This window comes from Sinorhizobium sp. KGO-5 (genome assembly GCF_036245905.1).
Taxonomy (GTDB): domain Bacteria; phylum Pseudomonadota; class Alphaproteobacteria; order Rhizobiales; family Rhizobiaceae; genus Sinorhizobium; species Sinorhizobium meliloti_A.
This window is the reverse complement of record NZ_BDIZ01000003.1, coordinates 427,780-449,720: the sequence shown is the minus strand read 5'-3', so window position 1 is coordinate 449,720 and position 21,941 is coordinate 427,780. Positions and strand designations below refer to the sequence as shown.

19 protein-coding genes are annotated in these 21,941 nt (G+C 62.9%); 14 read left to right on the top strand and 5 right to left on the bottom strand.

Annotation, left to right across the window (positions count from 1 at the left end; translation table 11 throughout):
• The first annotated feature begins 114 nt into the window (after positions 1-114).
• The 7 genes from chvE to BHD07_RS16065 all read left to right on the top strand — a co-directional run bounded on the left by chvE (position 115) and on the right by BHD07_RS16065 (position 9,463).
• Positions 115-1,182 (top strand): multiple monosaccharide ABC transporter substrate-binding protein, encoded by a 1,068-nt coding sequence (gene chvE / locus BHD07_RS16095; RefSeq protein ID WP_100670072.1) that lies wholly within the window; start codon positions 115-117, stop codon positions 1,180-1,182.
• Positions 1,183-1,373: 191 nt separating this feature from the next.
• Positions 1,374-2,909, top strand: a complete 1,536-nt coding sequence (gene mmsA, locus BHD07_RS16090) for a multiple monosaccharide ABC transporter ATP-binding protein (protein WP_338281593.1) — start codon at positions 1,374-1,376, stop codon at positions 2,907-2,909.
• Positions 2,909-4,123 carry a multiple monosaccharide ABC transporter permease gene (gene mmsB / locus BHD07_RS16085; protein ID WP_100670074.1) on the top strand — a complete coding sequence of 405 codons (1,215 nt, stop codon included), beginning with the start codon at positions 2,909-2,911 and terminating at the stop codon, positions 4,121-4,123. The genes mmsA and mmsB overlap by 1 nt, the downstream gene beginning before the upstream one ends.
• Before the next feature lie 146 nt (positions 4,124-4,269).
• Positions 4,270-5,265 (top strand): AraD1 family protein, encoded by a 996-nt coding sequence (gene araD1, locus BHD07_RS16080; protein WP_338281591.1) that lies wholly within the window; start codon positions 4,270-4,272, stop codon positions 5,263-5,265.
• 72 nt (positions 5,266-5,337) lie between these two features.
• Entirely contained in the window at positions 5,338-6,771 is a 1,434-nt protein-coding gene (locus tag BHD07_RS16075; RefSeq protein ID WP_338281589.1) for an aldehyde dehydrogenase family protein, read from the top strand.
• A 57-nt stretch (positions 6,772-6,828) separates the two neighbouring features.
• A complete protein-coding gene (gene araD / locus BHD07_RS16070; protein ID WP_338281587.1) occupies positions 6,829-8,568 on the top strand; it encodes an L-arabinonate dehydratase in 1,740 nt (579 codons plus the stop codon).
• A gap of 184 nt (positions 8,569-8,752) precedes the next feature.
• On the top strand, positions 8,753-9,463 hold the full coding sequence (locus tag BHD07_RS16065) for a hypothetical protein (protein WP_324763555.1): 711 nt from the start codon (positions 8,753-8,755) through the stop codon (positions 9,461-9,463).
• Positions 9,464-9,643: 180 nt separating this feature from the next.
• On the opposite strand, the gene BHD07_RS16060 is transcribed toward BHD07_RS16065, so the two are convergent.
• The 3 genes from BHD07_RS16060 to BHD07_RS16050 are packed head-to-tail and all read right to left on the bottom strand — an operon-like array spanning position 9,644 to position 12,819.
• Positions 9,644-10,462 (bottom strand): transglutaminase family protein, encoded by an 819-nt coding sequence (locus BHD07_RS16060; RefSeq protein ID WP_102762470.1) that lies wholly within the window; start codon positions 10,460-10,462, stop codon positions 9,644-9,646.
• A gap of 16 nt (positions 10,463-10,478) precedes the next feature.
• A complete protein-coding gene (locus tag BHD07_RS16055) occupies positions 10,479-11,420 on the bottom strand; it encodes an alpha-E domain-containing protein (protein ID WP_338281584.1) in 942 nt (313 codons plus the stop codon).
• Positions 11,421-11,424: 4 nt separating this feature from the next.
• Positions 11,425-12,819 (bottom strand): circularly permuted type 2 ATP-grasp protein, encoded by a 1,395-nt coding sequence (locus BHD07_RS16050; RefSeq protein ID WP_018098310.1) that lies wholly within the window; start codon positions 12,817-12,819, stop codon positions 11,425-11,427.
• A gap of 380 nt (positions 12,820-13,199) precedes the next feature.
• On the opposite strand from BHD07_RS16050, the gene BHD07_RS16045 reads away from it, so the two are divergent.
• Complete coding sequence (locus BHD07_RS16045; protein ID WP_338281582.1) at positions 13,200-14,120, top strand: DMT family transporter; 921 nt, start codon at positions 13,200-13,202, stop codon at positions 14,118-14,120.
• 270 nt (positions 14,121-14,390) lie between these two features.
• A complete protein-coding gene (locus BHD07_RS16040) occupies positions 14,391-14,846 on the top strand; it encodes a DUF411 domain-containing protein (protein ID WP_100670080.1) in 456 nt (151 codons plus the stop codon).
• Between the two features lie 140 nt (positions 14,847-14,986).
• Here the strand turns inward: BHD07_RS16040 and BHD07_RS16035 are convergent, their stop codons facing one another.
• Entirely contained in the window at positions 14,987-16,501 is a 1,515-nt protein-coding gene (locus tag BHD07_RS16035) for a DEAD/DEAH box helicase (RefSeq protein WP_100670081.1), read from the bottom strand.
• A gap of 598 nt (positions 16,502-17,099) precedes the next feature.
• Between BHD07_RS16035 and BHD07_RS16030 the strand changes: the two genes are divergently transcribed.
• On the top strand, positions 17,100-17,552 hold the full coding sequence (locus BHD07_RS16030) for a host attachment protein (RefSeq protein ID WP_018098317.1): 453 nt from the start codon (positions 17,100-17,102) through the stop codon (positions 17,550-17,552).
• 20 nt (positions 17,553-17,572) lie between these two features.
• Here BHD07_RS16030 and mnmD read toward each other — a convergent pair whose 3' ends face one another.
• Entirely contained in the window at positions 17,573-18,292 is a 720-nt protein-coding gene (mnmD, locus tag BHD07_RS16025) for a tRNA (5-methylaminomethyl-2-thiouridine)(34)-methyltransferase MnmD (RefSeq protein WP_324763559.1), read from the bottom strand.
• Positions 18,293-18,331: 39 nt separating this feature from the next.
• On the opposite strand from mnmD, the gene BHD07_RS16020 reads away from it, so the two are divergent.
• The 4 genes from BHD07_RS16020 (at position 18,332) to uraD (ending at position 21,906) form a co-directional block, all read left to right on the top strand.
• Positions 18,332-19,462: an NAD(P)/FAD-dependent oxidoreductase gene (locus BHD07_RS16020; RefSeq protein WP_338281578.1), complete on the top strand. Its 1,131-nt coding sequence runs from the start codon at positions 18,332-18,334 to the stop codon at positions 19,460-19,462.
• Between the two features lie 135 nt (positions 19,463-19,597).
• Entirely contained in the window at positions 19,598-20,395 is a 798-nt protein-coding gene (locus BHD07_RS16015; protein ID WP_338281576.1) for a DUF1045 domain-containing protein, read from the top strand.
• Between the two features lie 78 nt (positions 20,396-20,473).
• Positions 20,474-21,403: an allantoinase PuuE gene (gene puuE, locus BHD07_RS16010; protein ID WP_100670085.1), complete on the top strand. Its 930-nt coding sequence runs from the start codon at positions 20,474-20,476 to the stop codon at positions 21,401-21,403.
• On the top strand, positions 21,403-21,906 hold the full coding sequence (uraD, locus tag BHD07_RS16005) for a 2-oxo-4-hydroxy-4-carboxy-5-ureidoimidazoline decarboxylase (protein WP_100670086.1): 504 nt from the start codon (positions 21,403-21,405) through the stop codon (positions 21,904-21,906). Before puuE ends, uraD begins: the two co-directional genes overlap by 1 nt.
• Positions 21,907-21,941: the final 35 nt, after the last annotated feature.

Here is a 21,941-nt window from a genome sequence, read left to right as displayed (position 1 = left end):
CGGGGAGGGCTTCCTTTATCTTGAACCACCGCCGGGGGTCACGCTCGCGACGGTGGTCGCTGCGCATAGACGGAGGCCCCGTGCCTGCCGGTTCAACACTCAGGGAGAGATCTGATGAAATTCTTTACTTCGCTTCTCGCGGCTGCGGCGATCACGGTCGCCGGCTTTGCCGCGCCGGCAGTCGCCCAGGAAAAGGGCATGGTCGGCATCTCCATGCCGACCAAGACGTCGACGCGCTGGATCTCCGACGGCGAGACCATGGAGAAGCTGTTCAAGGAAGCCGGCTATACGCCGGACCTGCAGTTCGCCGACGATGACATTCCGAACCAGTTGGCGCAAATCGAGAACATGGTGACCAAGGGCGCGAAGGTTCTCGTCATCGGCGCCATCGACGGCACGACGCTTTCCGACATTCTGCAGAAGGCGGCCGATGCCGGCGTCAAGGTCATCGCCTATGACCGCCTGATCCGCGATTCCGGCAATGTCGACTATTACGCCACCTTCGACAACTTCCAGGTCGGCGTGCTGCAGGCGACCTCGCTCGTCGAAGGCCTGAAACTCGACAGTGCCACCGAGCCGAAGAACATCGAACTTTTCGGCGGCTCGCCGGACGACAACAACGCCTTCTTCTTCTACGACGGCGCGATGTCCGTTCTGCAGCCTCTGATCGACAGCGGCAAGATCGTCGTCAAGTCCGGCCAGATGGGCATGGACCAGGTCGGCACGCTGCGCTGGGATGGCGCCGTGGCCCAGGCCCGCATGGAAAATCTTCTGTCGTCCGCCTATACGGACGCGAAGGTCGATGGCGTTCTGTCGCCCTATGACGGTCTGTCGATCGGCATCATTTCGGCTCTGAAGGGCGTCGGTTACGGCTCCGGCGACATGCCGATGCCGATCGTCACCGGTCAGGACGCCGAACTGCCGTCGGTCAAGTCGATCCTCGCCGGCGAACAGTATTCCACGGTCTTCAAGGACACCCGAGAACTCGCCAAGGTCACCGTCAACATGGTCAACGCGATCATGGATGGCAAGGAGCCGGAGGTCAACGACACGAAGACCTACGAAAACGGCGTCAAGGTCGTTCCGTCCTACCTCCTGAAGCCCGTTTCCGTCGACAAGTCCAATGCCAAGGAGGTTCTCGTCGGTTCCGGCTACTACACGGAAGATCAGCTCAACAACTGATGCGGCGAACCGGGAGGGTGCGCGACACGCTCGCGCACCCTCTTAATCCAGGCGGCATGCGTCTCGTCGCAATGTCGCTGTAGCACTTTGGCCCGCCGCGTGGTTTTATTTCGTATCGGAGCCGGTCGAAAGAACCGCGCAGCACGGGAGAGCGCCTGCAGTCTCTCCGACTGCAGCTGGAATGGCTGAGTATGGACAATATCATTCTTGAAATGCGGGGCATCACGAAGACGTTTCCGGGCGTCAAGGCCCTGGACAATGTCTCGTTCAAGGTCCGCGAAGGCGAGATCCACGCGCTTGTCGGGGAAAACGGCGCCGGCAAGTCGACCTTGATGAAGGTGCTGAGCGGCGTCTATCCGGCCGGTACCTATGAGGGCGAGATCCATTACGACGGCGAGCTTCGCCGGTTCAGCACGATCTCGGACAGCGAAGAGCTCGGCATCATCATCATCCATCAGGAACTGGCGCTCGTTCCGCTGCTTTCGATCGCCGAGAACATCTTTCTCGGCAACGAGGTGGCCGAAAAGGGCGTCATTCACTGGCCGCAGACCTTTGCCCGCACCCAGGAACTCTTGAAGAAAGTGGGCCTGAACGAGTCTCCCGCAACGCTGATCACCGACATCGGCGTCGGCAAGCAGCAGCTGGTGGAGATTGCCAAGGCGCTTTCGAAGAAAGTCCGCCTGCTGATCCTCGACGAGCCGACCGCATCCCTCAACGAAAACGACTCCGACGCGCTTTTGAAGCTGCTCATGGAGTTCCGCAGCCAGGGCATGACGTCGATCATCATCTCTCACAAGCTCAACGAGATTAAGAAGGTTGCCGATCAGATCACCATCCTGCGCGACGGCGGAACGGTAGAGACGCTCGACTGTCATAAGGAAGACATCAGCGAGGACCGGATCATCAACGGCATGGTCGGCCGGGCCATGGAAGACCGCTATCCGCCGCGCGAACCGAAGATCGGCGACACGCTGCTCGAGGTGAAGAACTGGAACGTCTATCATCAGCATCACCGCGACCGGCAGTTTCTGCACGACGTCAGCTTCAAGGTCCGCGCCGGCGAGGTCGTCGGCATCGCCGGACTGATGGGTGCCGGACGCACCGAAACGGCGATGAGCCTCTTCGGCAAGTCCTGGGGCCACAAGATCACCGGCGAGGTGACGATGCATGGCCGGCCGGTGGACGTGAGCACGATTCCCAAGGCCATCAAGGCCGGTCTTGCCTATGTAACGGAGGACCGCAAGCAGCTCGGCCTCGTGCTGATCAACAACATCATGCACAACACCACGCTCGCCAACCTGCACGCGGTCGCATCGAACGGCGTCATCGACGAGCGCAAGGAACGCAAGGTCGCCGCCGAGTATCGCTCGAAGCTCCGCATCCGTTCCCATTCGATCTATCAGGAGACGGTCAACCTCTCCGGCGGGAACCAGCAGAAGGTCGTCCTGTCCAAGTGGCTGTTCACCAACCCCGAAGTCCTCATACTCGATGAGCCGACGCGCGGTATCGATATCGGCGCGAAGTATGAGATCTACACCATCATCAACCAGCTCGCGGCCGAGGGCAAAGGCATCCTGATGATCTCGTCGGAGATGCCGGAGCTGCTCGGGACCTGCGATCGCATCTATGTCATGAACGAGGGGCGCATTGTGGCCGAGCTTTCCAAGGAGGAAGCAAGCCAGGAATCGATCATGCGCGCCATCATGCGTTCAGGGGAGAAACACTAATGGTCGCCGATACGAGCACCGAAACCACCAAACCGTCGATCGGTGACTACCTCAGGAACAACATTCGCGAATACGGCCTGCTGGTCGCGCTCGTCATAATCATGCTGTTCTTCCAGTTCGTCACCAACGGCGTCCTCTTCAGGCCCGTCAACATCACGAACCTGGTGCTGCAGAACTCGTTCATCGTCATCATGGCGCTGGGCATGCTGTTGATCATCGTTGCCGGGCACATCGATCTGTCGGTCGGCTCCATAGTGGCCTTCATCGGCGCGATTTCCGCGATCATGCTCGTCAAATGGGGCTTGCCTGCCTTCGTGGTCATTCCCGCCTGCCTGATCGTCGGCGGCATCATGGGCGCGGCGCAGGGCTACTGGGTCGCCTATCAGAAGATCCCGTCCTTCATCGTCACGCTCGCCGGCATGCTGGTGTTCCGGGGAATGACCTATGTGGTCCTCGGCGGCCGCCCGATCGGACCGTTTCCGAAGGATTTCCAGATTCTCTCGACCGGATTCGTTCCCGACTTCCTTTATTTCCTCAACCCGAGCCCGGAGACGATCAAGAACATGGTCGCGCTGGTCGCCGTGCTGTTGCTCGTCGGCTATGCGGTCTTTGCCGGGATTCGCAACCGCCGGATCAACGACCAGCACGGCACGGAGAACGAGCCGTTCGCCTTCTTCGCGATCCAGATGGCGGTCATCAGCCTGGTGGCCCTGTTCCTCGGCTTCCAGCTTTCGACCTATCGGGGCCTGCCCAACGTCCTGGTCGTCATGGGCGTGCTGATCGCCGTCTACACCTTCGTCACCACGCGCTCGACGATCGGCCGGCGGATATACGCGATGGGTGGCAACGAGAAGGCGACCAAGCTCTCCGGCATCAATACCGAGCGGCTAACCTTCTACGCCTTCGTGAACATGGGCGCGCTCGCCGCGCTTGCCGGCATGATCATCACCGCGCGTCTGAATTCGGCGACCCCGAAGGCCGGCGTCGGCTTCGAACTCGACGTGATCGCGGCCTGCTTCATCGGCGGGGCGTCCGCCTCGGGTGGCGTCGGCAAGATCACCGGTGCGGTGATCGGCGCTTTCATCATGGGCGTCATGAACAACGGCATGTCCATCATGGGCATCGGCATCGACTACCAGCAATTGATCAAGGGCCTCGTGCTGCTCGCAGCTGTGTTCTTCGACGTTTACAACAAGAACAAGGGCAAGGGCTGACCGGCCTCCGCTCGGCCCCCGATGATCGCAACAGAAAAACGCGGCATGTTTGCCGTAATCGGGTGGCGTAAGCCACTCTCGGGCGAAGCGTTGCTTTTCCGCAAGGGAAGGCATCGTGGGAGCCAATTCATCAGGAAGGACAGAACGTGCTGATTTCTCAGGTCAGGAAAGAAGACGGTTCGGTTATCGTCGCCGTGCGGGCCCCGGGCGAGACGGCGCGTGCCGTCAGGGGAGCGGAGAGCGTCTATGCTCTGGCGATGGAAGCGGCCAATAGCGGCAGGAGCCTCAGGGACGTCGTCGACGCCAAGGGCCTTAGCGAAACGATCGATCTCGAGGAAGCCTATTCCCAGGGGCGGCTGCTTTCCCCGATCACGCATCCCGATCCCGCCCATCTGCATCTGACGGGGACCGGGCTCACGCATCTTGGCTCCGCTGCAACCCGCGACGCGATGCACAAGAAGGCGACCGAAGCCGCCGAGGAAACGCTGACCGACTCGATGAAGATGTTCCGCATGGGGCTGGAAGGCGGCAAGCCGAAGTCCGGTGAGAAGGGCGTGCAGCCGGAATGGTTCTACAAGGGCAACGGGACCACGGCTGTGGCCCCCGGCGAGCCGCTCGTGTCTCCGTCCTTTGCGGAGGATGGCGGCGAAGAGCCCGAAATGGCCGGCATCTATGTGATCTCCGACAAGGGCGTCCCCTTCCGGCTCGGCTTTGCGGTTGCCAACGAGTTCTCAGATCACAAGACCGAGCGGGTCAATTATCTGTGGCTCGCACATTCGAAGCTCAGGCAGGCGAGCTTCGGGCCGGAAATCCGCGTCGGCGCGGCCCCAGAGGATGTCCGCGGGGCATCGCGCATTCTCCGGGGCGGCAAGGTGCTGTGGGAGAAGCCTTTCCTTTCCGGTGAGGCGAACATGTCGCACAGCTTCGCCAATCTCGAATATCACCATTTCAAGTACGGCCTCTTCCGCGCACCGGGAGACATCCACGTCCACATGTTCGGCACGGCGACGCTCTCTTTCGGCGACGGCATCCGCACGGAGGAGGGAGACGTATTCGAGATCGAAGCCAAGGAATTCGGCCTGCCACTGCGCAATCCCCTGGCGATCGCGGCGGAGGAAGAGGTCACTGTCCACCAGCTCTGACATATCTCCAATGGCAAGCGCGAGGCAGTGATCGCGGCCGCTTGCGGCAAGAAGACAAGGAGGCTGAAGCCCATGACACTTCACCAGAACCTGATCGCCGGCGAATGGGTCGGCGGAGACGGTGTTGCGAACATCAATCCGTCGAACACCGATGATGTCGTCGGCGAATATGCACGCGCCAGCGCCGAAGACGCGAAAGCCGCGATCGCCGCGGCCAAGGCCGCCTTTCCCGCCTGGTCGCGCTCCGGCATTCTCGACCGCCATGCGATCCTGAAAAAGACCGCCGACGAAATCCTGGCGCGCAAGGACGAGCTCGGGCGCCTCCTCTCGCGAGAAGAGGGCAAGACGCTCGCCGAAGGTATCGGAGAGACCGTGCGCGCCGGCCAGATCTTCGAGTTCTTCGCCGGGGAAACCCTGCGTCTTGCGGGCGAGGTCGTCCCGTCGGTCCGGCCGGGGATCGGCGTCGAGATCACCCGCGACCCGGTCGGCGTCGTCGGCATCATCACGCCTTGGAACTTCCCGATCGCCATTCCCGCCTGGAAGATCGCCCCGGCTTTGGCTTACGGCAACACCGTCGTCTTCAAGCCGGCAGAGCTGGTACCGGGCTGTTCGTGGGCGATCGTCGATATCCTCCATCGCGCGGGTCTGCCGAAGGGCGTCCTGAACCTCGTCATGGGCCAGGGCTCCGTCGTCGGCCAGGCAATGCTCGACAGCCCCGACGTCAACGCCATCACCTTCACCGGCTCGACCGCCACCGGGAAGCGGGTGGCCGTCGCCTCGGTCGAACATAACCGCAAGTACCAGCTGGAGATGGGCGGCAAGAACCCGTTCGTCGTACTCGACGATGCCGATCTGTCCGTCGCCGTCGAAGCGGCGGTCAACTCCGCCTTCTTCTCGACCGGCCAGCGCTGCACCGCCTCCTCGCGGATCATCGTCACCGAGGGGATCCACGACCGGTTCGTCGCCGCCATGGGCGAGCGGATCAAGGGTCTCGTCGTCGACGACGCGCTGAAGGCCGGCACCCATATCGGTCCCGTGGTCGATCAGAGCCAGCTCAACCAGGACACCGACTATATCGCCATCGGCAAGCAGGAGGGCGCCAAGCTCGCCTTCGGCGGCGAGGTGATCTCGCGCGACACGCCCGGCTTCTATCTGCAGCCGGCGCTGTTCACCGAGGCGACCAACCAGATGCGCATCTCGCGCGAGGAAATCTTCGGGCCGGTCGCGGCCGTCATCCGCGTCAAGGATTACGACGAGGCGCTCACTGTTGCTAACGACACGCCGTTCGGCCTGTCTTCGGGCATCGCCACCACCAGCCTTAAGCATGCGACGCACTTCAAGCGCAATGCCGAGGCCGGCATGGTGATGGTCAACCTGCCGACGGCGGGGGTCGATTTCCACGTGCCGTTCGGCGGCCGCAAGGCTTCCTCCTACGGCCCGCGCGAGCAGGGCAAATACGCCGCAGAGTTCTACACTAACGTCAAGACAGCCTACACGCTTGCCTGAAGAAACAGGGCGCAAAGCCGGCTTGTCCAGCCCGCGCAGGGCCAAAGGAAGGAAGAAATGAAGAAGAAAGCTGAGTGGCCGCGCAAGCTCCGTTCGCAGGAGTGGTTCGGCGGTACTGGCAAGAATGCCATCATGCATCGCTCCTGGATGAAGAACCAGGGGCTTCCCGCCGACACCTTCGACGGGCGGCCGATCATCGGCATCTGCAACACCTGGTCCGAGCTTACGCCGTGCAATGCGCATCTGCGCGACCTCGCCGAGCGTGTGAAGCGCGGGGTTTACGAGGCCGGGGGCTTCCCGGTGGAATTCCCGGTCTTCTCGACCGGTGAAAGCACGTTGCGACCGACGGCGATGATGTTCCGCAACCTGGCGGCGATGGACGTCGAGGAATCGATCCGCGGCAATCCGGTCGATGGCGTCGTCCTGCTCGGCGGCTGCGACAAGACCACGCCCAGCCTGTTGATGGGTGCGGCCAGCGTCGACATACCGGCGATCGTCGTATCCGGCGGTCCCATGCTCAATGGAAAGTGGCGCGGCAAGGACGTCGGGTCCGGCACGGCGATCTGGCAGTTTTCCGAAATGGTGAAGTCCGGCGAGATGTCGCTGGAGGAGTTCATGGACGCCGAGCAGGGCATGGCCCGTTCCGCGGGAAGCTGTATGACCATGGGCACGGCCTCGACCATGGCGTCGATGGCCGAAGCGCTCGGCATGACGCTTTCGGGCAATGCGGCCATTCCCGCGGTCGATGCGCGCCGCCGGGTGATTTCGCAGCTTACCGGCCGCCGAATCGTCGAGATGGTCAAGGAGGATCTGAAGCCCTCCGACATCCTGACCAAGGAGGCCTTCGAGAACGCCATCCGCGTCAACGGCGCCGTCGGCGGCTCGACCAATGCGGTGCTGCATCTGCTCGCGCTTGCGGGCCGTGTCGGCGTCGATCTTTCGCTGGACGATTGGGACAGGCTCGGCCGCGATGTGCCGACCATCGTTAACCTCCAGCCCTCCGGCAAATATCTGATGGAGGAGTTCTATTATGCCGGCGGTCTGCCGGTCGTGATCAAGTCGGTCGCGGAGATGGGCCTCCTGCACAACGACGCCATCACCGTCAGCGGCGACACGATCTGGAACGACGTCAAGGCCGTCGTGAACTACAACGAGGACGTGATCCTGCCGCGGGAAAAGGCGCTGACGAAATCGGGCGGCATCGCCGTGCTGCGCGGCAATCTGGCGCCGCGCGGTGCTGTTCTGAAACCTTCGGCCGCCTCGCCGCACCTTATGCAGCACAAGGGCCGTGCGGTCGTATTCGAAAGCATCGAGGACTATCACGCACGCATCAACCGTGAGGATCTCGACATCGACGAGACCTGCATCATGGTGCTGAAATATTGCGGTCCCAAGGGCTATCCGGGCATGGCCGAGGTCGGCAATATGGGCCTGCCGCCGAAGGTATTGAAGAAGGGGATCACCGACATGATCCGCATTTCGGATGCGCGCATGTCGGGTACGGCCTACGGCACCGTCATCCTTCATACCGCGCCGGAGGCTGCGGAAGGCGGACCCCTGGCGCTCGTCGAGAATGGCGACATGATCGAGGTCGACATCCCGAACCGCACGCTGCATCTCCATGTTTCCGACGAGGAACTTGCACGACGCCGTGCGGCCTGGGTATCGCCGGTAAAACCGCTCACGGGCGGCTATGGCGGCCTCTATCTCAAGACCGTGATGCAGGCGGATTCCGGCGCCGATCTGGACTTCCTTGTCGGCGCGCGTGGATCGGTGGTCGAGCGCGACAGCCACTGATGCGATGAACCGCGGCGGAGCGTTCGGGTACGAATCTCCGCCGCGACCTCATCACCGGACGGGGCGGTTGCACACTGCGCCGCCTCGACAAGTTGTGCGCCTTCCGCCTGTTCGTGAAACTTATTCGCGTGTTCGGAATTATCCTCAATCGGGCAATCGCTTTCCGTTGCAAGAGGAAGTGAACATGCGGAAGAAAGCCTTCGTTCTCTCTGTCGGTCTCATGACGAGTCTGACCTTTATTCCCAGTACTCCCGGCTTTGCCCAAAGCGTCGGAGGCAATGGTGGCCTGAACGTCGGAGTGTCTCTCGGAGGTTCGCGGGGCGTCAACGCCAATGTCGGCGCATCGCTTGGCGGATCCAGAGGTGTCAGCGCCGACGTCGATGCGTCCGTCGGAGGATCGCGCGGGGTCAACACTTCGGCCACGGCATCCGTCGGCGGCAGCCGCGGCATCAGCGCCAATGCCAATGCAAATGCGGGCGGCAGCCGCGGCCTCAACAGCACTGTCAGCGCAAATGTCGGCGGCGGCAACGGCATCGACGCCGATGCGGACGTTTCGCTCGGAGGCAGCCGCGGTCTCAACGCCAATGTGAGTGCGAATGCCGGCGGCGGAAGCGGAGCCGGATTGGATGTTGGCCTCGGTCTTGGCGGCGGCAGCGCGGGCGGCGGAGGTGGTCCCGGCAACGGCGGCAGCGGTGGCAGCGGTGGCGGACCGGGTGCCGGTGGGGGCGCGGGCGGTATAGGCACCCCCGGCCAGACCCCGATCGCAGCTTTCAACGCCATGTCCCCCAACGAGCGGCGCACGGTACTGAAGCGCTGCCGTGATGTCGTCAGTGGCGGCTATGACCGGGGACTGGTCGCTCTTTGCCGGATCCTGCAGTCGACTGCATCGCGGTAAGTGGAGCTGAAGGGCTACCTGGGATCCTTTCACGCTTTCAATGAAACGGGAAATGATCCAGGTACTTCCACAACAGAGCATTTCAATGGAAACACTGAAATGCTCTACCCATTTTAATCGACGCACTTGCGGACGGAAAACCCGTTACACACTTCTCCCGGAAGTGCTCTAAGGGCCGCTTCAATTCTGAGCTTGGCTCTGTCCTTGCTGCTCGACCGTCACGGCCACCTTCAGGGTCTCGGTGCCTGTACCGTGCACCAGTCCCGACACCGGCGAAGCATCGCGGTAACATAGTCCCGAGGCGATACGGACATAGCGGTCGTCCGGGCAGACCTTGTTGGCGGGATCGAACCCGACCCAGCCAAGGCCGGCAATGTGCACGTCGGCCCAGGCGTGGCTTGCGGTCTGCTGCGGATGATCCTCCATCATGAGATAGCCGGAGACGTAGCGTGCCGGCAGGCCAAGGGTGCGCGCGGCGGAGATCAGGATATGGGCATGATCCTGGCATACGCCCTTGCCGCGCTCCAGCGCCTCCTCGGCGGAGGTCCCGACCTGGGTCTCGCCCGGTTCGTAGCGTACGGTCTCGTGAATGATCGCCATAAGCGCGTGCATGCGCTCGAGTTCAGTGGCGCCTCCGGCGGCTTTCGCGAGCTCGCGGATCCGCTTGCCCGGCTTGGTCAGCGGGGTTTCGCGGGCGTAGAGCCACAGCGGTACATAGGACTGGTGAGCGCCGAATACGCCGGCCCGGTCTTCCGTTTCGACTTCGCCTCTCGCCTCTACGCAAAGGGTCGTTCGATCGGCGTCGACGCTGACGAGATGCGTGCGGTTGCCGAACTGGTCGTCATAGCTCACTTCGATGGCTGCCCCGTCCACCAGCGTCTTCCAGTTCCGCACCGTCTGGCCCGGCAGATTTACCGGCGTGAGGCGCAGTCGCTGCAATGCATATTGTACCGGTTGGTCGTAATGATACTCGGTCGTGTGGCTGATTTTCAGATACATCTACGCCCCCTGGAGCTCATTGATAGAACCGGTAACCATCTGAGATTTCCCGGCCGAGGCGATTGTTCTGGCTGATGAACTCCTTGAGATATTGGTGTAGCCCCTGATCCATGATTTCCGCGATCGACTGGCTGCGCAGCAAGCCGAGCGTCTGCTCGGCGGTCTCGTGGGCCGCGTGCCGCTCGCCGTATTCGCGCGCGAGATAACCGAGATTGGAGACGAGCTTGTCGTAGCAATAGGCCAGCGAGCGCGGCATGCGGCCGTTTGCGATCAGGAAGTCGGCAATATTTGCGGGCCTGAGTTCGGCATCATAGACCCAGCCATAGGAGCGGTGTGCGGAGACCGAGCGCAGGATCGATTCCCACTGGACGTTGTCCATGGACGATCCGACCGCGGAGACGGCCGGCAGTAGCACGTAATATTTGACGTCGAGGATGCGTGCGGTGTTGTCGGCCCTCTCGATGAAGGTGCCGATGCGAGAGAAGTTGAAGATCTCGTTCCTGAGCATCGTGCCGTGGAAGGCGCCCCGGATAAGCCCGGCCCGCCGCTTGATCGTGTCGATGATCTCCGGCATGTCGGTGGTCTTCGCCCTCCTGGCGAGGATTCCCTTCATTTCGATCCAGCATTCGTTGATCGCTTCCCATGTCTCGCGCGTGAGCGCCGTTCGGACCATGCGGGCGTTGTTGCGCCCGGCCTCGATGCACGACATCACGCTTGACGGGTTGGCACGGTCACGCAGGAGGAAGTCGATCGCGTCGCCGCTGGTCAATCCTTCGTGGACCTGGTCATAGAGCTCTCGCACGTCCGCGCTTTGCAGCACCCCGTCCCAGTCGTCCTCGGCCGCTTCGCTGCGCGTGAGCGACATGCGCAATCCGGCATCGATGAGGCGGGCGCTGTTCTCCGCGCGCTCGATATAGCGGAACATCCAGTAGAGGCCGTTCGCAGTTCTTCCCAGCATGGCCTCAGTCCTCCAGCACCCAGGTATCCTTGGTCCCGCCGCCCTGGCTGGAATTCACCACCAGGGAGCCTTCTTTCAGGGCCACGCGGGTCAGGCCGCCCGGAATGATCTGAACCTTGTCGGAGACGAGCACATAGGGACGCAGATCGACGTGGCGCGGCGCAATGCCCTTTTTGACCATGATGGGCACCGTCGAGAGCGACAATGTCGGCTGGGCGATGTAGTTGCCGGGGCGGGATTTGAGCTTCTCGGCAAAGGCTGCACATTCCTTTTTTGTCGCGGTCGGGCCGACGAGCATGCCGTAGCCGCCGGAGCCGTGAACCTCCTTGACGACGAGTTCGGCGAGATGCTCGAGCACGTATTTGAGGCTCTCCGGTTCCGAGCAGCGCCAGGTGGGCACGTTCTCGAGCAGGGGTTTGCGGCCGGTATAGAACTCGACGATTTCCGGCATGTAGGAATAGATCGCCTTGTCGTCGGAAATGCCGGTGCCGGGGGCATTGGCGATGGTGATGTTGCCGGCGCGATAGACATCCATGATCCCCGGTATCCCGAGGGCGGAATCCGGGCGGAAGGTGAGGGGGTCGAGGAAATCGTCGTCGACGCGCCGGTAAAGTACGTCGATCGCCTCGTAGCCGCGCGTCGTGCGCATCTTTACCCTGCCGTCGATGACGCGCAGGTCCGAGCCCTCCACCAGTTCGACGCCCATCATATCCGCCAGGAACGCGTGCTCGTAGAAGGCCGAGTTGTAGATGCCGGGCGTGAGGACGGCAACGCGCGGCTTGCCCTCGCAGCCGGCCGGGGCGAGCGAGGAAAGGCTCTGGCGAAGCAGATTGGGATAGTTCTCCACCGGCCGCACGCGGTTCTGGTGAAACAGCTCCGGAAACATCTGCATCATGGTTTCGCGGTTTTCCAGCATGTAGCTGACGCCGGAGGGCGTGCGGGCATTGTCCTCCAGAACATAGTACTGGTCTTCGCCGGTGCGTACGATGTCGGTACCGACGATGTGGGTGTAGACGCCGCCCGGCGGCCGGAAGCCGATCATCTGCGGAAGGAAGGTGTCGTTCTTCTCGATCAGTTCGCGCGGGATGCGCCCGGCGCGGATGATCTCCTGCTTGTGATAGATGTCGTCGAGAAAGGCGTTGAGCGCGATGACGCGCTGTTCGATGCCTTGGGCGAGCCGGCGCCATTCGCGCCCGGAGATGATGCGGGGTATGAGATCGAAGGGGATCAGTTTCTCGGAGGAGTCCGCGTGTCCGTAGACTGCGAAGGTGATGCCCGTCTTACGAAAAATCTTTTCGGCTTCCTTCGATTTCGCGATGAGCCGGTTTCTGTCCTGACTGGCATACCATTGATGATAGGTCGAATATGGCTGGCGCGGACTGCTGTCCGCATTGATCATTTCGTCAAATACCAAAGGCGTGATCCCCTTATTTTCGACCATTTGAATACAACGCAGAGTGTAATGCAAGAAGCGTGCACATTTGCGATCGAAGAATTTTGGCGGGCGGCGGCGCGGCCGTTTTCCGCGTTTCCTGGCGAGAACCGGGGCAGCGGCACGCACAGCCTGGACTTCGGGCTGCGCAGAAAAAACAGGCTGATGCCCGGATTTTAGGCCCATAGGATTCGCGAAAACGCGTTCAGCAGGTTGTGGAGCGGCCGTTCCGATTCGCTGATACTATCGATCAGAAAAATTCCTTTGACCGGGCGCTGTCGCCGCTCTATCGCGGCAGCGGCGATCCTGCCGGATCGTCCCGTATCCATTTGCTCAGGAAAGATTTCATGCTCGCCCGCCTGGCCCCGGCCATCTTCGTGCTGCTCTGGTCGACAGGCTGGGTCGTTGCAAAATATGCGGCCATCTTCGCCGAACCGCTGACCTTCCTGGCGCTGCGCTACAGCTTCGCCATTCTGCTCTTCATCGGCTTCTGTCTCCTGAGCGGCGCGCGCTGGCCGCGCTCGGCGACGGCGATCGGCCATGCCGTCGTGTCCGGCATCTTCCTCCACGGCCTCTATCTCGGTGCCGTATGGTGGGCGATCGGGCAGGGTGTGCCCGCGGCGATCTCCGGCATCATTGCCGGCCTGCAGCCCCTGATGACGGCTGCGGTCGCGCCTTGGCTGATCGGCGAGAAGCTGGCGGGCCAGCAGAGGCTGGGCCTTATCCTCGGCTTTTGCGGCATCGCGCTTGCGGTTGCGCCGAAAATGCTGGCGATTGACTCGGCCGCAACGCCGATCCACCTGCTGCCGCTGGCCGTCAACGTTCTCGGCATGGCCGCCGTCACCTACGGGACGCTTTATCAGAAACGGTATCTGCAGACTGGCGACATCCGGTCGATTGCAGCGTTGCAATACGTGGGAGCGCTCCTCGTGACCATTCCTCTGGCGCTCATGCTCGAGGACCTGCGGGTCACCTGGAATATCGAACTTGTGGCGGCGCTCGCCTGGTCGGTGCTGGGCCTCTCGATGGGAGCGATCGCACTCCTGCTCTATCTCATTCGGCGCGGGCAGGTATCGCGAGCGGCATCGCTGATTTATCTGGTGCCGCCGCTTGCCGCCGGCGAGGCGGCTCTGTTCTTCGGAGAAGCGCTGACCTGGCCGATGATCATCGGCACGGTAATTGCCGTCACAGGGGTCTATCTCACCAACCGCAAGCCGGCCAACGGAACAGCCGCGAGCGACAGCGCAAAGGAAGCGCAGGCGGTTTGACGAACTGGATGACGGGGTGCACTCGAAGCCCTGTCGATCGCACTGCCCGGTATCGTCGGTCGCAACTCATGGTGTGGGCGGTCGAACGGGTCCGACCGGGTCCAGCGGGTCGCTGTCCCGATGATCGGCGGAATGCTATCCTCGACGATCCTCACCTTGGTGGTCATTCCGGCTGTGTATGGCCTCGTGAAGGGCTGGCGGCTGCCCTCACCGGGTGTGTCGACGAAAGCCGGCCAATGCCGCACAACCAGCGTACAATGGAGAGCAGCGATGAGAAGAAGAGCGTTTCTGATTTCCGCGGCCGCGACCGCGTCGGTTTGGATGATCGGGCCGGCCTTGGCAGCCGGGCGCGAAATGGTCGTCTACAAGGACCCCAATTGCGGCTGCTGCCATGAGTGGGCCGCGGCGATGAAGGGAGCCGGCTTCCAGGTAAAGATCGAGAACGTCGACGACCTGTCTGCGATCAAGCAGCGCCATGCGATCCCGGATGAGATGCAGGGTTGCCATACCGCCGTGGTCGGCGGTTATTACGTGGAGGGCCACGTGCCGCTCGATGCCGTCGAAAGGCTTCTCGCCGAGCGTCCGGACATTGCCGGCATCGCGGTCCCGGGCATGCCCGTCGGATCGCTGGGCATGGGAGACGACCCTCGCGCATCCTATGACGTGTTCGCGGTGAACAGGGACGGCACCAGCGCGATCTATCAGTCTGTCAGGCCCAAGGGCTGACCGGCGCAGGTGATGCAGGGTGTCGAAACGGCGGGGATCTACCCGCCGTTTCCACGACGCTTGGCGCCTAAGAGCGTTCAATGCATTGAAACATCAAACACTCTAAGTCTCTGTCGCTACGCACTTATCCTCGAAGTGCTCTAGCGCTGATGGCCGCGACCGTCGGCACGCTGCGGTCGATTGCCGCCGCCATTGCGTTCGCCGGACTGCTCGCTTCCGCGGCGGCCGGCCTGCTGTGGTCCGGGCCGCCCATGGTGCTTCTGCGCCTTGTGATTGCGGTGGCCTTCCGGCCTTCCGTCCGCCGGTCCATGCCCGGCAGCGCGCTGGTCGCGGCGCTCGTGCGAGCGCTCGTCGCGCAGCAGGTCGTCGCCGGCGAATCCGCCCGCTGCCGCCTGGCGCTGCGGCCGATCGCGGCGAGGTCCGCCCTGGCGCTGTCCTGCGCCATTGCCGCGAGGCTGGCCGTTACCGCGAGGCTGACCGTTGCCGCGGCCGCCACGGCCCTTGGAGGGGCGGGCCTGGTCGGCCGGCGCTTCGCCGCTGGCGACAGCGATCTGAATGCCCATCAGCTTTTCGATGTCGCGGAGCAGGCGGATTTCGTCCGGCGCGCAGAAGGCGATCGCGATGCCGTCGCGGCCGTTGCGGGCGGTACGGCCGATACGGTGCACATAGGCGTCGGGCACTTCCGGCAGGTCGTAGTTGTAGACGTGGGTGACGCCCGGAATGTCGATCCCGCGGGCGGCCACGTCCGTCGCCACGAGCACGCGGATCTCACCGTCGCGGAATGCCTTCAGCGCACGCTCCCGCTGACCCTGGCTCTTGTTGCCATGGATCGAGGCGGCCTTGAAGCCGACATGGTCGAGATGCTTCATCAGCTTCTCGGCGCCATGCTTGGTACGGCTGAAAATCAGCGACAGCCCATCGGGATTGGCAGTCAGAGTCTGCTTCAGGATCGTCGTCTTCAGGTCCTTGCCGGGGACGAAATGCACATATTGTTCGACCTTGTCGGCGGCTTTGCCCGGAGGCGAGACTTCGACCTTGACCGGGTCGGTCAGGTATTCGCCGGCAAGCTCGGCAATCAGCTTGGGCATGGTTGCGGAGAAGAGCAGCGTCTGACGGTTCTTCGGCACCAGCTTGGAAATCTTGCGCAGGTCATGGATGAAGCCGAGGTCAAGCATCTGGTCGGCCTCGTCGAGAACGAGATAGCGAGCCTGGGTCAGCGTCACCGCCTTGCGCGAAACGAGGTCGAGCAGGCGGCCAGGGGTCGCGACGAGAATGTCGACGCCACGGGCGAGCTGTTCGGTCTGCTTGTTGATCGAAACGCCACCGACGACGAGGCCGATCTTGAGCGGGCTCTTCTTCACGAAAAGCTTCAGGTTGGTCGCGATCTGATTCACCAGTTCGCGCGTGGGGGCAAGCACGAGCGCGCGGATGTTGCGCGGATCGGGACGTCTGCCATCGGCGACGAGCTTTTCGATCATCGGCAGGCCGAATGCAGCGGTCTTGCCGGTGCCCGTCTGCGCAAGGCCGATCAGGTCATGGTCTTTCAGGACCAGCGGAATGGCTTGAGCCTGAATGGGCGTCGGCTTTTCGAAACCATTGGCGGAGAGTGTCGCCACAATGTGCTCGGAGAGGCCAAGCTCTTTGAAAGTGGTCAATGCATATACCTTTCGGGGCGCCAAACGCTCTCGCCGGAACAGCAGGATGCGGTTCCGGTGTCATCTGGCGTCAAGAACCCCGCGTGAATTGGGAACTTGTGGGTTAATAGAAAATCGTCAGGCGCCTGTGCTGCCGCGGAGGGCGGCGATGTTTCGCGCTTTTCCTTCTTCACGGCTTCGAAGTGATGCCGAGGGCGCGCTCACGCGGCGGCCGGAAGGTGACGCAGGCCTTAGATCGTTGTTTTGCGCGGGAAAGTCAAGCTGCATCTTTTCGCAGCTGCGAAAGCATGCCGTCTCGTCGCGCCGGCAGGCGCGAAACGGCGCCCCCGGGCGAAAGGGCATGACCACACGCCTGCATCCGCGCCATAGCCGGCAAAGAAGCAGCGCGTCACCTATGTTCCCCTTGCAGAAGAAGGGCCTGAGCGTACAATCTAGCCGCTTGACCTCGCCGATTGTCGGCTGCTGACGGGCTGGTGATGCGAGCGGGCCGCGCGACACGGAATGCGCAGATGTTCGGCGGCAAGGAACCTGACGCGGCCTCAGCCGTTCTGTCCGTGTACCTCGCCAACCTATCTGCCATCTACACGGGGAGACAATAGTGCGGAACCGGATCTGGATTTTGACAGCCGATGGAAACACGGCACGCATCGTGAAGGACGTCAACCTGCTGAAGGATGGCAGGCAGCAGCCGGAGGAGGAGACATTTCAAATCGAGACCAAGCGTCGCCAGGACATCATGGCCGACAAACCCGGACGCAGCCATTCGTCCGTCGGTCACGGCCGTTCGGCGATGGAATATAGCAGCGACCCCGTACGTGAGGAGCAACATCGCTTCGCCGTGGAGATCGCCGGGAAGCTCGAACACTATGCCCACGACCAGGCCTTCGAAAATCTCGTGATTTGCGCGGCACCCAGGACGCTCGGCGACCTGAGGAAGCTGCTCTCGCACCAGGTCAAGGAAAAGACCCTTGCCGAGATCGACCGCAATTGCGTCGCGGTTCCGACCGATCAGTTGATCGCGACGGTCAAGTCCGTAGTCTTCCCCGGATAAGCACGTCCGGATTCGGGCAATCAGGCTTTGTCGCCGCGCAGCATCTCCCGCTTGCCGGCAAAGCCGGGACGACGTTCGACGGTGAAACCCGCCGCCGCCAGGTTGCGGCGGACAAAGCCGGCTGCGGCATAGGTCGCGAAGCTGCCGCCTGAGACGGTCCTGTCGAACACCAGCCGCATGAGCTCTTCCGACCACATGTCCGGATTGCGAGAGGGTGCGAAACCGTCGAGATACCAGGCGTCGAAGTCCGGAGGGGAGGCTGACACGCCGTCGAACGCCGTGCCGATCACCACCGTGAGCCGAACCTCTTCGCTGAATGCGATGTCGACCTGGCCGGCCGGGTTCGTGGGCCAATTGGCAACGAGCGCCTGCCGCTCTTCGTCGATTTCCGGCCAATGCGCCAGCGCCCGGCCGATATCCACGGCTTGCATGGGAAAGCGCTCGAAGGAAACGAAATGGAGGCTCCTGGCCGCGGCCGGCGATTGTTTCCAGCGGCGCCAGGTTTCGCAGAAATTGAGCCCCGTGCCGAAGCCGAGTTCGCCGATCGTGAACGGGCCGCCCGCCTGCCAGCGTTCCGGCAGCCGGTTGCCGGCAAGAAAGACGTGGCCGCATTCGAGCCGCCCGTCGGTGCGGCAATAAAAGTGATCGCCAAATTCCTTCGAATAGGGCATATCGCCCTCGTGCCATTCGAGGTTTTGCCGCGAGGGTGAAGGGCTCTGGCCGGGATCGGTTCCTGTCATGGTGAACCCGATAATTCTCCGGCCCGGGAAGGTCAATCGATGTGCGAAGTTTTGATCGTGGGCGGCGGCGTCATGGGGCTCTGGGCCGCCGTGATGGCCGCCCGCGCCGGGTTCGCGACGCGGCTCCTCGAGCGCAGGCTGATAGGTTCCGGCGCGAGCGGCGGTCTCCTCGGCGCGCTCATGCCGCATATGCCCGACCGGTGGAACGAGAAGAAGCAGTTCCAGTTCGATGCCCTGGTGTCGCTCGAAGGCGAGATTGCCGAGCTTGAAACAGCCACGGGCCTCTCGGCAGGCTATCGTCGCTGTGGCCGTGTCATGCCCCTCGGTAACCCGCATCTGCGGGAGATCGCCCTTGGTCGCGAGCAGGATGCGGCGCAGAATTGGCATACTCCGGCACGCCCGTTCCATTGGCAAGTCCGCGATGCCGATGCAGTCGGTTGGCCGGCCGCCGATGCGGCGCCCTTCGGTGTCGTCAATGACACGCTGGCAGCCCGGTTGGCGCCGCGCAGCCTGCTTGCGATGCTGCGGGCTGCCTTGGACCAGTTTCCGCATGTCCGATGCGAGGAAGGGGCGGAAGTCGTCTCGCTCGACCCGGCGGTCGGCCGGCTTGCGCTAGCCGACGGGCGCGATTTGACCTTTGAGCGCCTGATCCTCGCCGCGGGCGTCGAAAGCTTCTCCTTCATCGACCGTTTGACCCAGCCGCGGCGGGCGCCGAGCGGCGGTGCGGTCAAAGGACAGGCCGCGCTGCTTCGCACCGACATCGATCCGGCCTTGCCCATCATCTTTGCCGACGGTCTCTATGTCGTCCCGCATGAAAGCGGCCACGTGGCGGTCGGCAGCACGAGCGAGAACCGGTTCGAGGAACCCTTTTCCACCGATGGCCAGCTCGATGCACTGCTTGCCCGCGCAACCGCTCTTGCGCCCGCATTGCGCGGCGCCCCGGTGGTCGAGCGCTGGGCGGGCCTGCGCCCCAGATCTACGGGGCGCGAACCCATGGTCGGCCGTCACCCCGATCACGAAAGGGTCTTCGTGCTGACGGGCGGCTTCAAGGTGAGCTTCGGATTGGCGCATGCTCTGGCGCGATCCGTGGTCGACGAGATTGCCGGCCGTCCAGCCGTCGCGCTTCCGGGAACGTTCCACTGTGCGCACCATATCGCGGCATTGCGATAGGCGAGGCAGGCTTCACGACCCCGTTATGGCCTGTGCAATTCGTCAATCTGTCACGCAAATCACTTAACACGCCGCCATTGGATCTCGAACGGGATGCGGGCCATTCCGCTTTCACGGACTTCCGGAGCTTGCGCCATGCGCTATGCGATCTGTTTCACCCCGCCGATGGGAGACCCGCTTTCTGCGGCGGCTGCCAGCTGGCTCGGCCGCAGCGTCTATTCCGGGGAGGCCGTGGAACTGCCGTCGATTGCCGGCCTCGCCGTTTCGGAGATGGCCTTCTACACGGCCGTTCCACGCCGCTTCGGCTTTCATGCGATGATCATGGCGCCCTTCCGCCTGAAGCCGGATATGGACGAAGCGCAATTGCTCAAGGCGATGATGCTCTTCACGAGCGGGGAGACGCCGTTTCAAATCGAGCGGCTGGAGGTTGCACGCCTCAGCCAGTGCTGGGGGTTGATGCCGGAGGTGCCCAGCCAGTCGATGCATCTGCTCGCCGCTCGCGTCCTGCAGGCGCTGGACCGGTTCCGCGCTCCGCTGAGTGAAGACGATATCGAGCGGGCGGACCCGGACAGGCTCACGGCTCCGCAATTCACCAATCTGCATCGCTGGGGCGATCCCCATGTGATGGACGAGTATCGTTTCCACATGCCGCTGACCGGCCCCCTCAACGCCGATGTGGGGCGGCGGGTTGAGGCACCCTTGCGCGGATTGTTCGAACCGCTGCTGACCGAACCGCTCCTGATCGGCAGCCTCGCTCTGTTCATCGAGCACGAGCCCGGAGCGCCGATGCGCGTGCATTCGCAGCATCCGCTTGGAAAGATTTCCGCGCGCCCGCGCGCCAAGGCAGGACTGTCGATCGGGCAGCGCCCCGGCCTCGACACTCGGGCCACGCCGCCGGTCGCGCTGACCGCCTCGCTTCCCGGCGGGCCGTAACTTCGGAATCGCCATTTTTCCCATCTCGACAATCCGGTGCGGGATGCTACCGTTCCGGAAAAGTCGAAGGGTGAAATCATGTCCGAGAATTCCTATCCGCGCGACCTCGTCGGCTATGGACGCAGGCCGCCTGAGGTGCGTTGGCCGGGCGACGCCAATATCGCCGTGCAGTTCGTGCTGAACTATGAGGAGGGCGGCGAAAGCTGCATTCTCGACGGTGATCCGGCGTCCGAATGTCTGCTGTCGGAGATCGTCGGCGCTCAGCCATGGGCTGGACAGCGAAACCTCAATATGGAGTCGATCTACGAATATGGCGCCCGCGCCGGCTTCTGGCGGTTGTGGCGGATGTTCACGAGCCGGGGCGTGACGCTGACGGTCTATGGCGTGACGCTTGCCATGGCACGCAATCCGGAAGCCGTCGCCGCCATGAAGGAGGCCGGCTGGGAGATCGCCAGCCACGGCCTCCGCTGGCTCGAATACAAGGACGTTCCCGAAGACATCGAGCGCCAGCACATCCGCGAGGTCGTGCGGCTGCACACCGAACTGACCGGCGAGCGTCCGCTCGGCATCTATCAGGGCAAGCCCTCGGCAAACACGCTCAAGCTCGTACTGGAGGAGGGCGGCTTCCTCTATTCCTGCGACTCCTATGCCGACGAGCTTCCCTATTGGGTCCCCGGACTGACGCCGGGCAATCCGCATCTCATCATTCCCTATACGCTCGACGCCAACGACATGCGTTTCGCGACCAATCAGGGTTTCAACTCCGGCGACCAGTTCTTCACCTATCTCAAGGACACGTTCGACGTGCTCTATGCGGAGGGCAAGGAAGGCAGCCCCAAAATGATGAATATCGGCCTGCACTGCCGCCTGGTCGGGCGTCCCGGTCGCGCTGCGGCGCTCGCGCGGTTCATCGACTATGTGATGTCCCACGACAAGGTCTGGGTGCCGCGCCGCATCGACATCGCGCGCCACTGGTACGAACATCACAAACCCAACGGTACGCGCTGATGTCGGGGCGCGATGATTTCATCAAACGCTTCGGCGGCATCTTCGAGCACTCGCCCTGGGTGGCGGAACGCGCCTATGATCGTGCGGCTTCCTCCGGCTTGACCGCAGGCAATGTCCATTCGGCGCTCTGCAACGCATTCCGCGCGGCTTCCCCGGCCGAACGACTCCGGGTATTGCGGGCACATCCCGATCTCGCAGGCAAGCTTGCGGTGGCCGGCGAGCTCACGGCCGATTCGAAAGCCGAGCAGGCGTCTGCCGGTCTCGACCGGCTCTCCGCCGAAGAGCATGCGCGCTTCACCGGGCTGAACACGACCTACACCAGGAAATTCGGCTTTCCTTTCATCATCGCGGTGAAGGGGCTGACCAAGGAAGACATCCTCGCCGCTTTCGAGAGGCGCATTGACAATTCCAAGGAAGAGGAATTTGAAACGGCCTGTGCCGAGGTGGAGCGGATCGCCCGCCTGCGGCTCCGATCCATGCTTCCGGGAGACGACAATGCCTGACACCATTCCTGATCTGTCCGACCGCGCGACGGGGA

Excerpts from the sequence above, each read along its gene's own strand:
- uraD (WP_100670086.1), top strand. The coding sequence starts at position 21,403 with ATGTCGGGGCGCGATGATTTCATCAAACGCTTCGGCGGCATCTTCGAG.
- BHD07_RS16060 (WP_102762470.1), bottom strand. The coding sequence starts at position 10,462 with ATGTATCTGAAAATCAGCCACACGACCGAGTATCATTACGACCAACCG.
- puuE (WP_100670085.1), top strand. The coding sequence starts at position 20,474 with ATGTCCGAGAATTCCTATCCGCGCGACCTCGTCGGCTATGGACGCAGG.
- BHD07_RS16050 (WP_018098310.1), bottom strand. The coding sequence starts at position 12,819 with ATGATCAATGCGGACAGCAGTCCGCGCCAGCCATATTCGACCTATCAT.
- BHD07_RS16020 (WP_338281578.1), top strand. The coding sequence starts at position 18,332 with ATGTGCGAAGTTTTGATCGTGGGCGGCGGCGTCATGGGGCTCTGGGCC.
- chvE (WP_100670072.1), top strand. The coding sequence starts at position 115 with ATGAAATTCTTTACTTCGCTTCTCGCGGCTGCGGCGATCACGGTCGCC.
- BHD07_RS16045 (WP_338281582.1), top strand. The coding sequence starts at position 13,200 with ATGCTCGCCCGCCTGGCCCCGGCCATCTTCGTGCTGCTCTGGTCGACA.
- mmsA (WP_338281593.1), top strand. The coding sequence starts at position 1,374 with ATGGACAATATCATTCTTGAAATGCGGGGCATCACGAAGACGTTTCCG.
- mnmD (WP_324763559.1), bottom strand. The coding sequence starts at position 18,292 with ATGACAGGAACCGATCCCGGCCAGAGCCCTTCACCCTCGCGGCAAAAC.
- BHD07_RS16065 (WP_324763555.1), top strand. The coding sequence starts at position 8,753 with ATGCGGAAGAAAGCCTTCGTTCTCTCTGTCGGTCTCATGACGAGTCTG.
- BHD07_RS16040 (WP_100670080.1), top strand. The coding sequence starts at position 14,391 with ATGAGAAGAAGAGCGTTTCTGATTTCCGCGGCCGCGACCGCGTCGGTT.
- BHD07_RS16055 (WP_338281584.1), bottom strand. The coding sequence starts at position 11,420 with ATGCTGGGAAGAACTGCGAACGGCCTCTACTGGATGTTCCGCTATATC.
- araD (WP_338281587.1), top strand. The coding sequence starts at position 6,829 with ATGAAGAAGAAAGCTGAGTGGCCGCGCAAGCTCCGTTCGCAGGAGTGG.
- BHD07_RS16015 (WP_338281576.1), top strand. The coding sequence starts at position 19,598 with ATGCGCTATGCGATCTGTTTCACCCCGCCGATGGGAGACCCGCTTTCT.
- mmsB (WP_100670074.1), top strand. The coding sequence starts at position 2,909 with ATGGTCGCCGATACGAGCACCGAAACCACCAAACCGTCGATCGGTGAC.
- BHD07_RS16075 (WP_338281589.1), top strand. The coding sequence starts at position 5,338 with ATGACACTTCACCAGAACCTGATCGCCGGCGAATGGGTCGGCGGAGAC.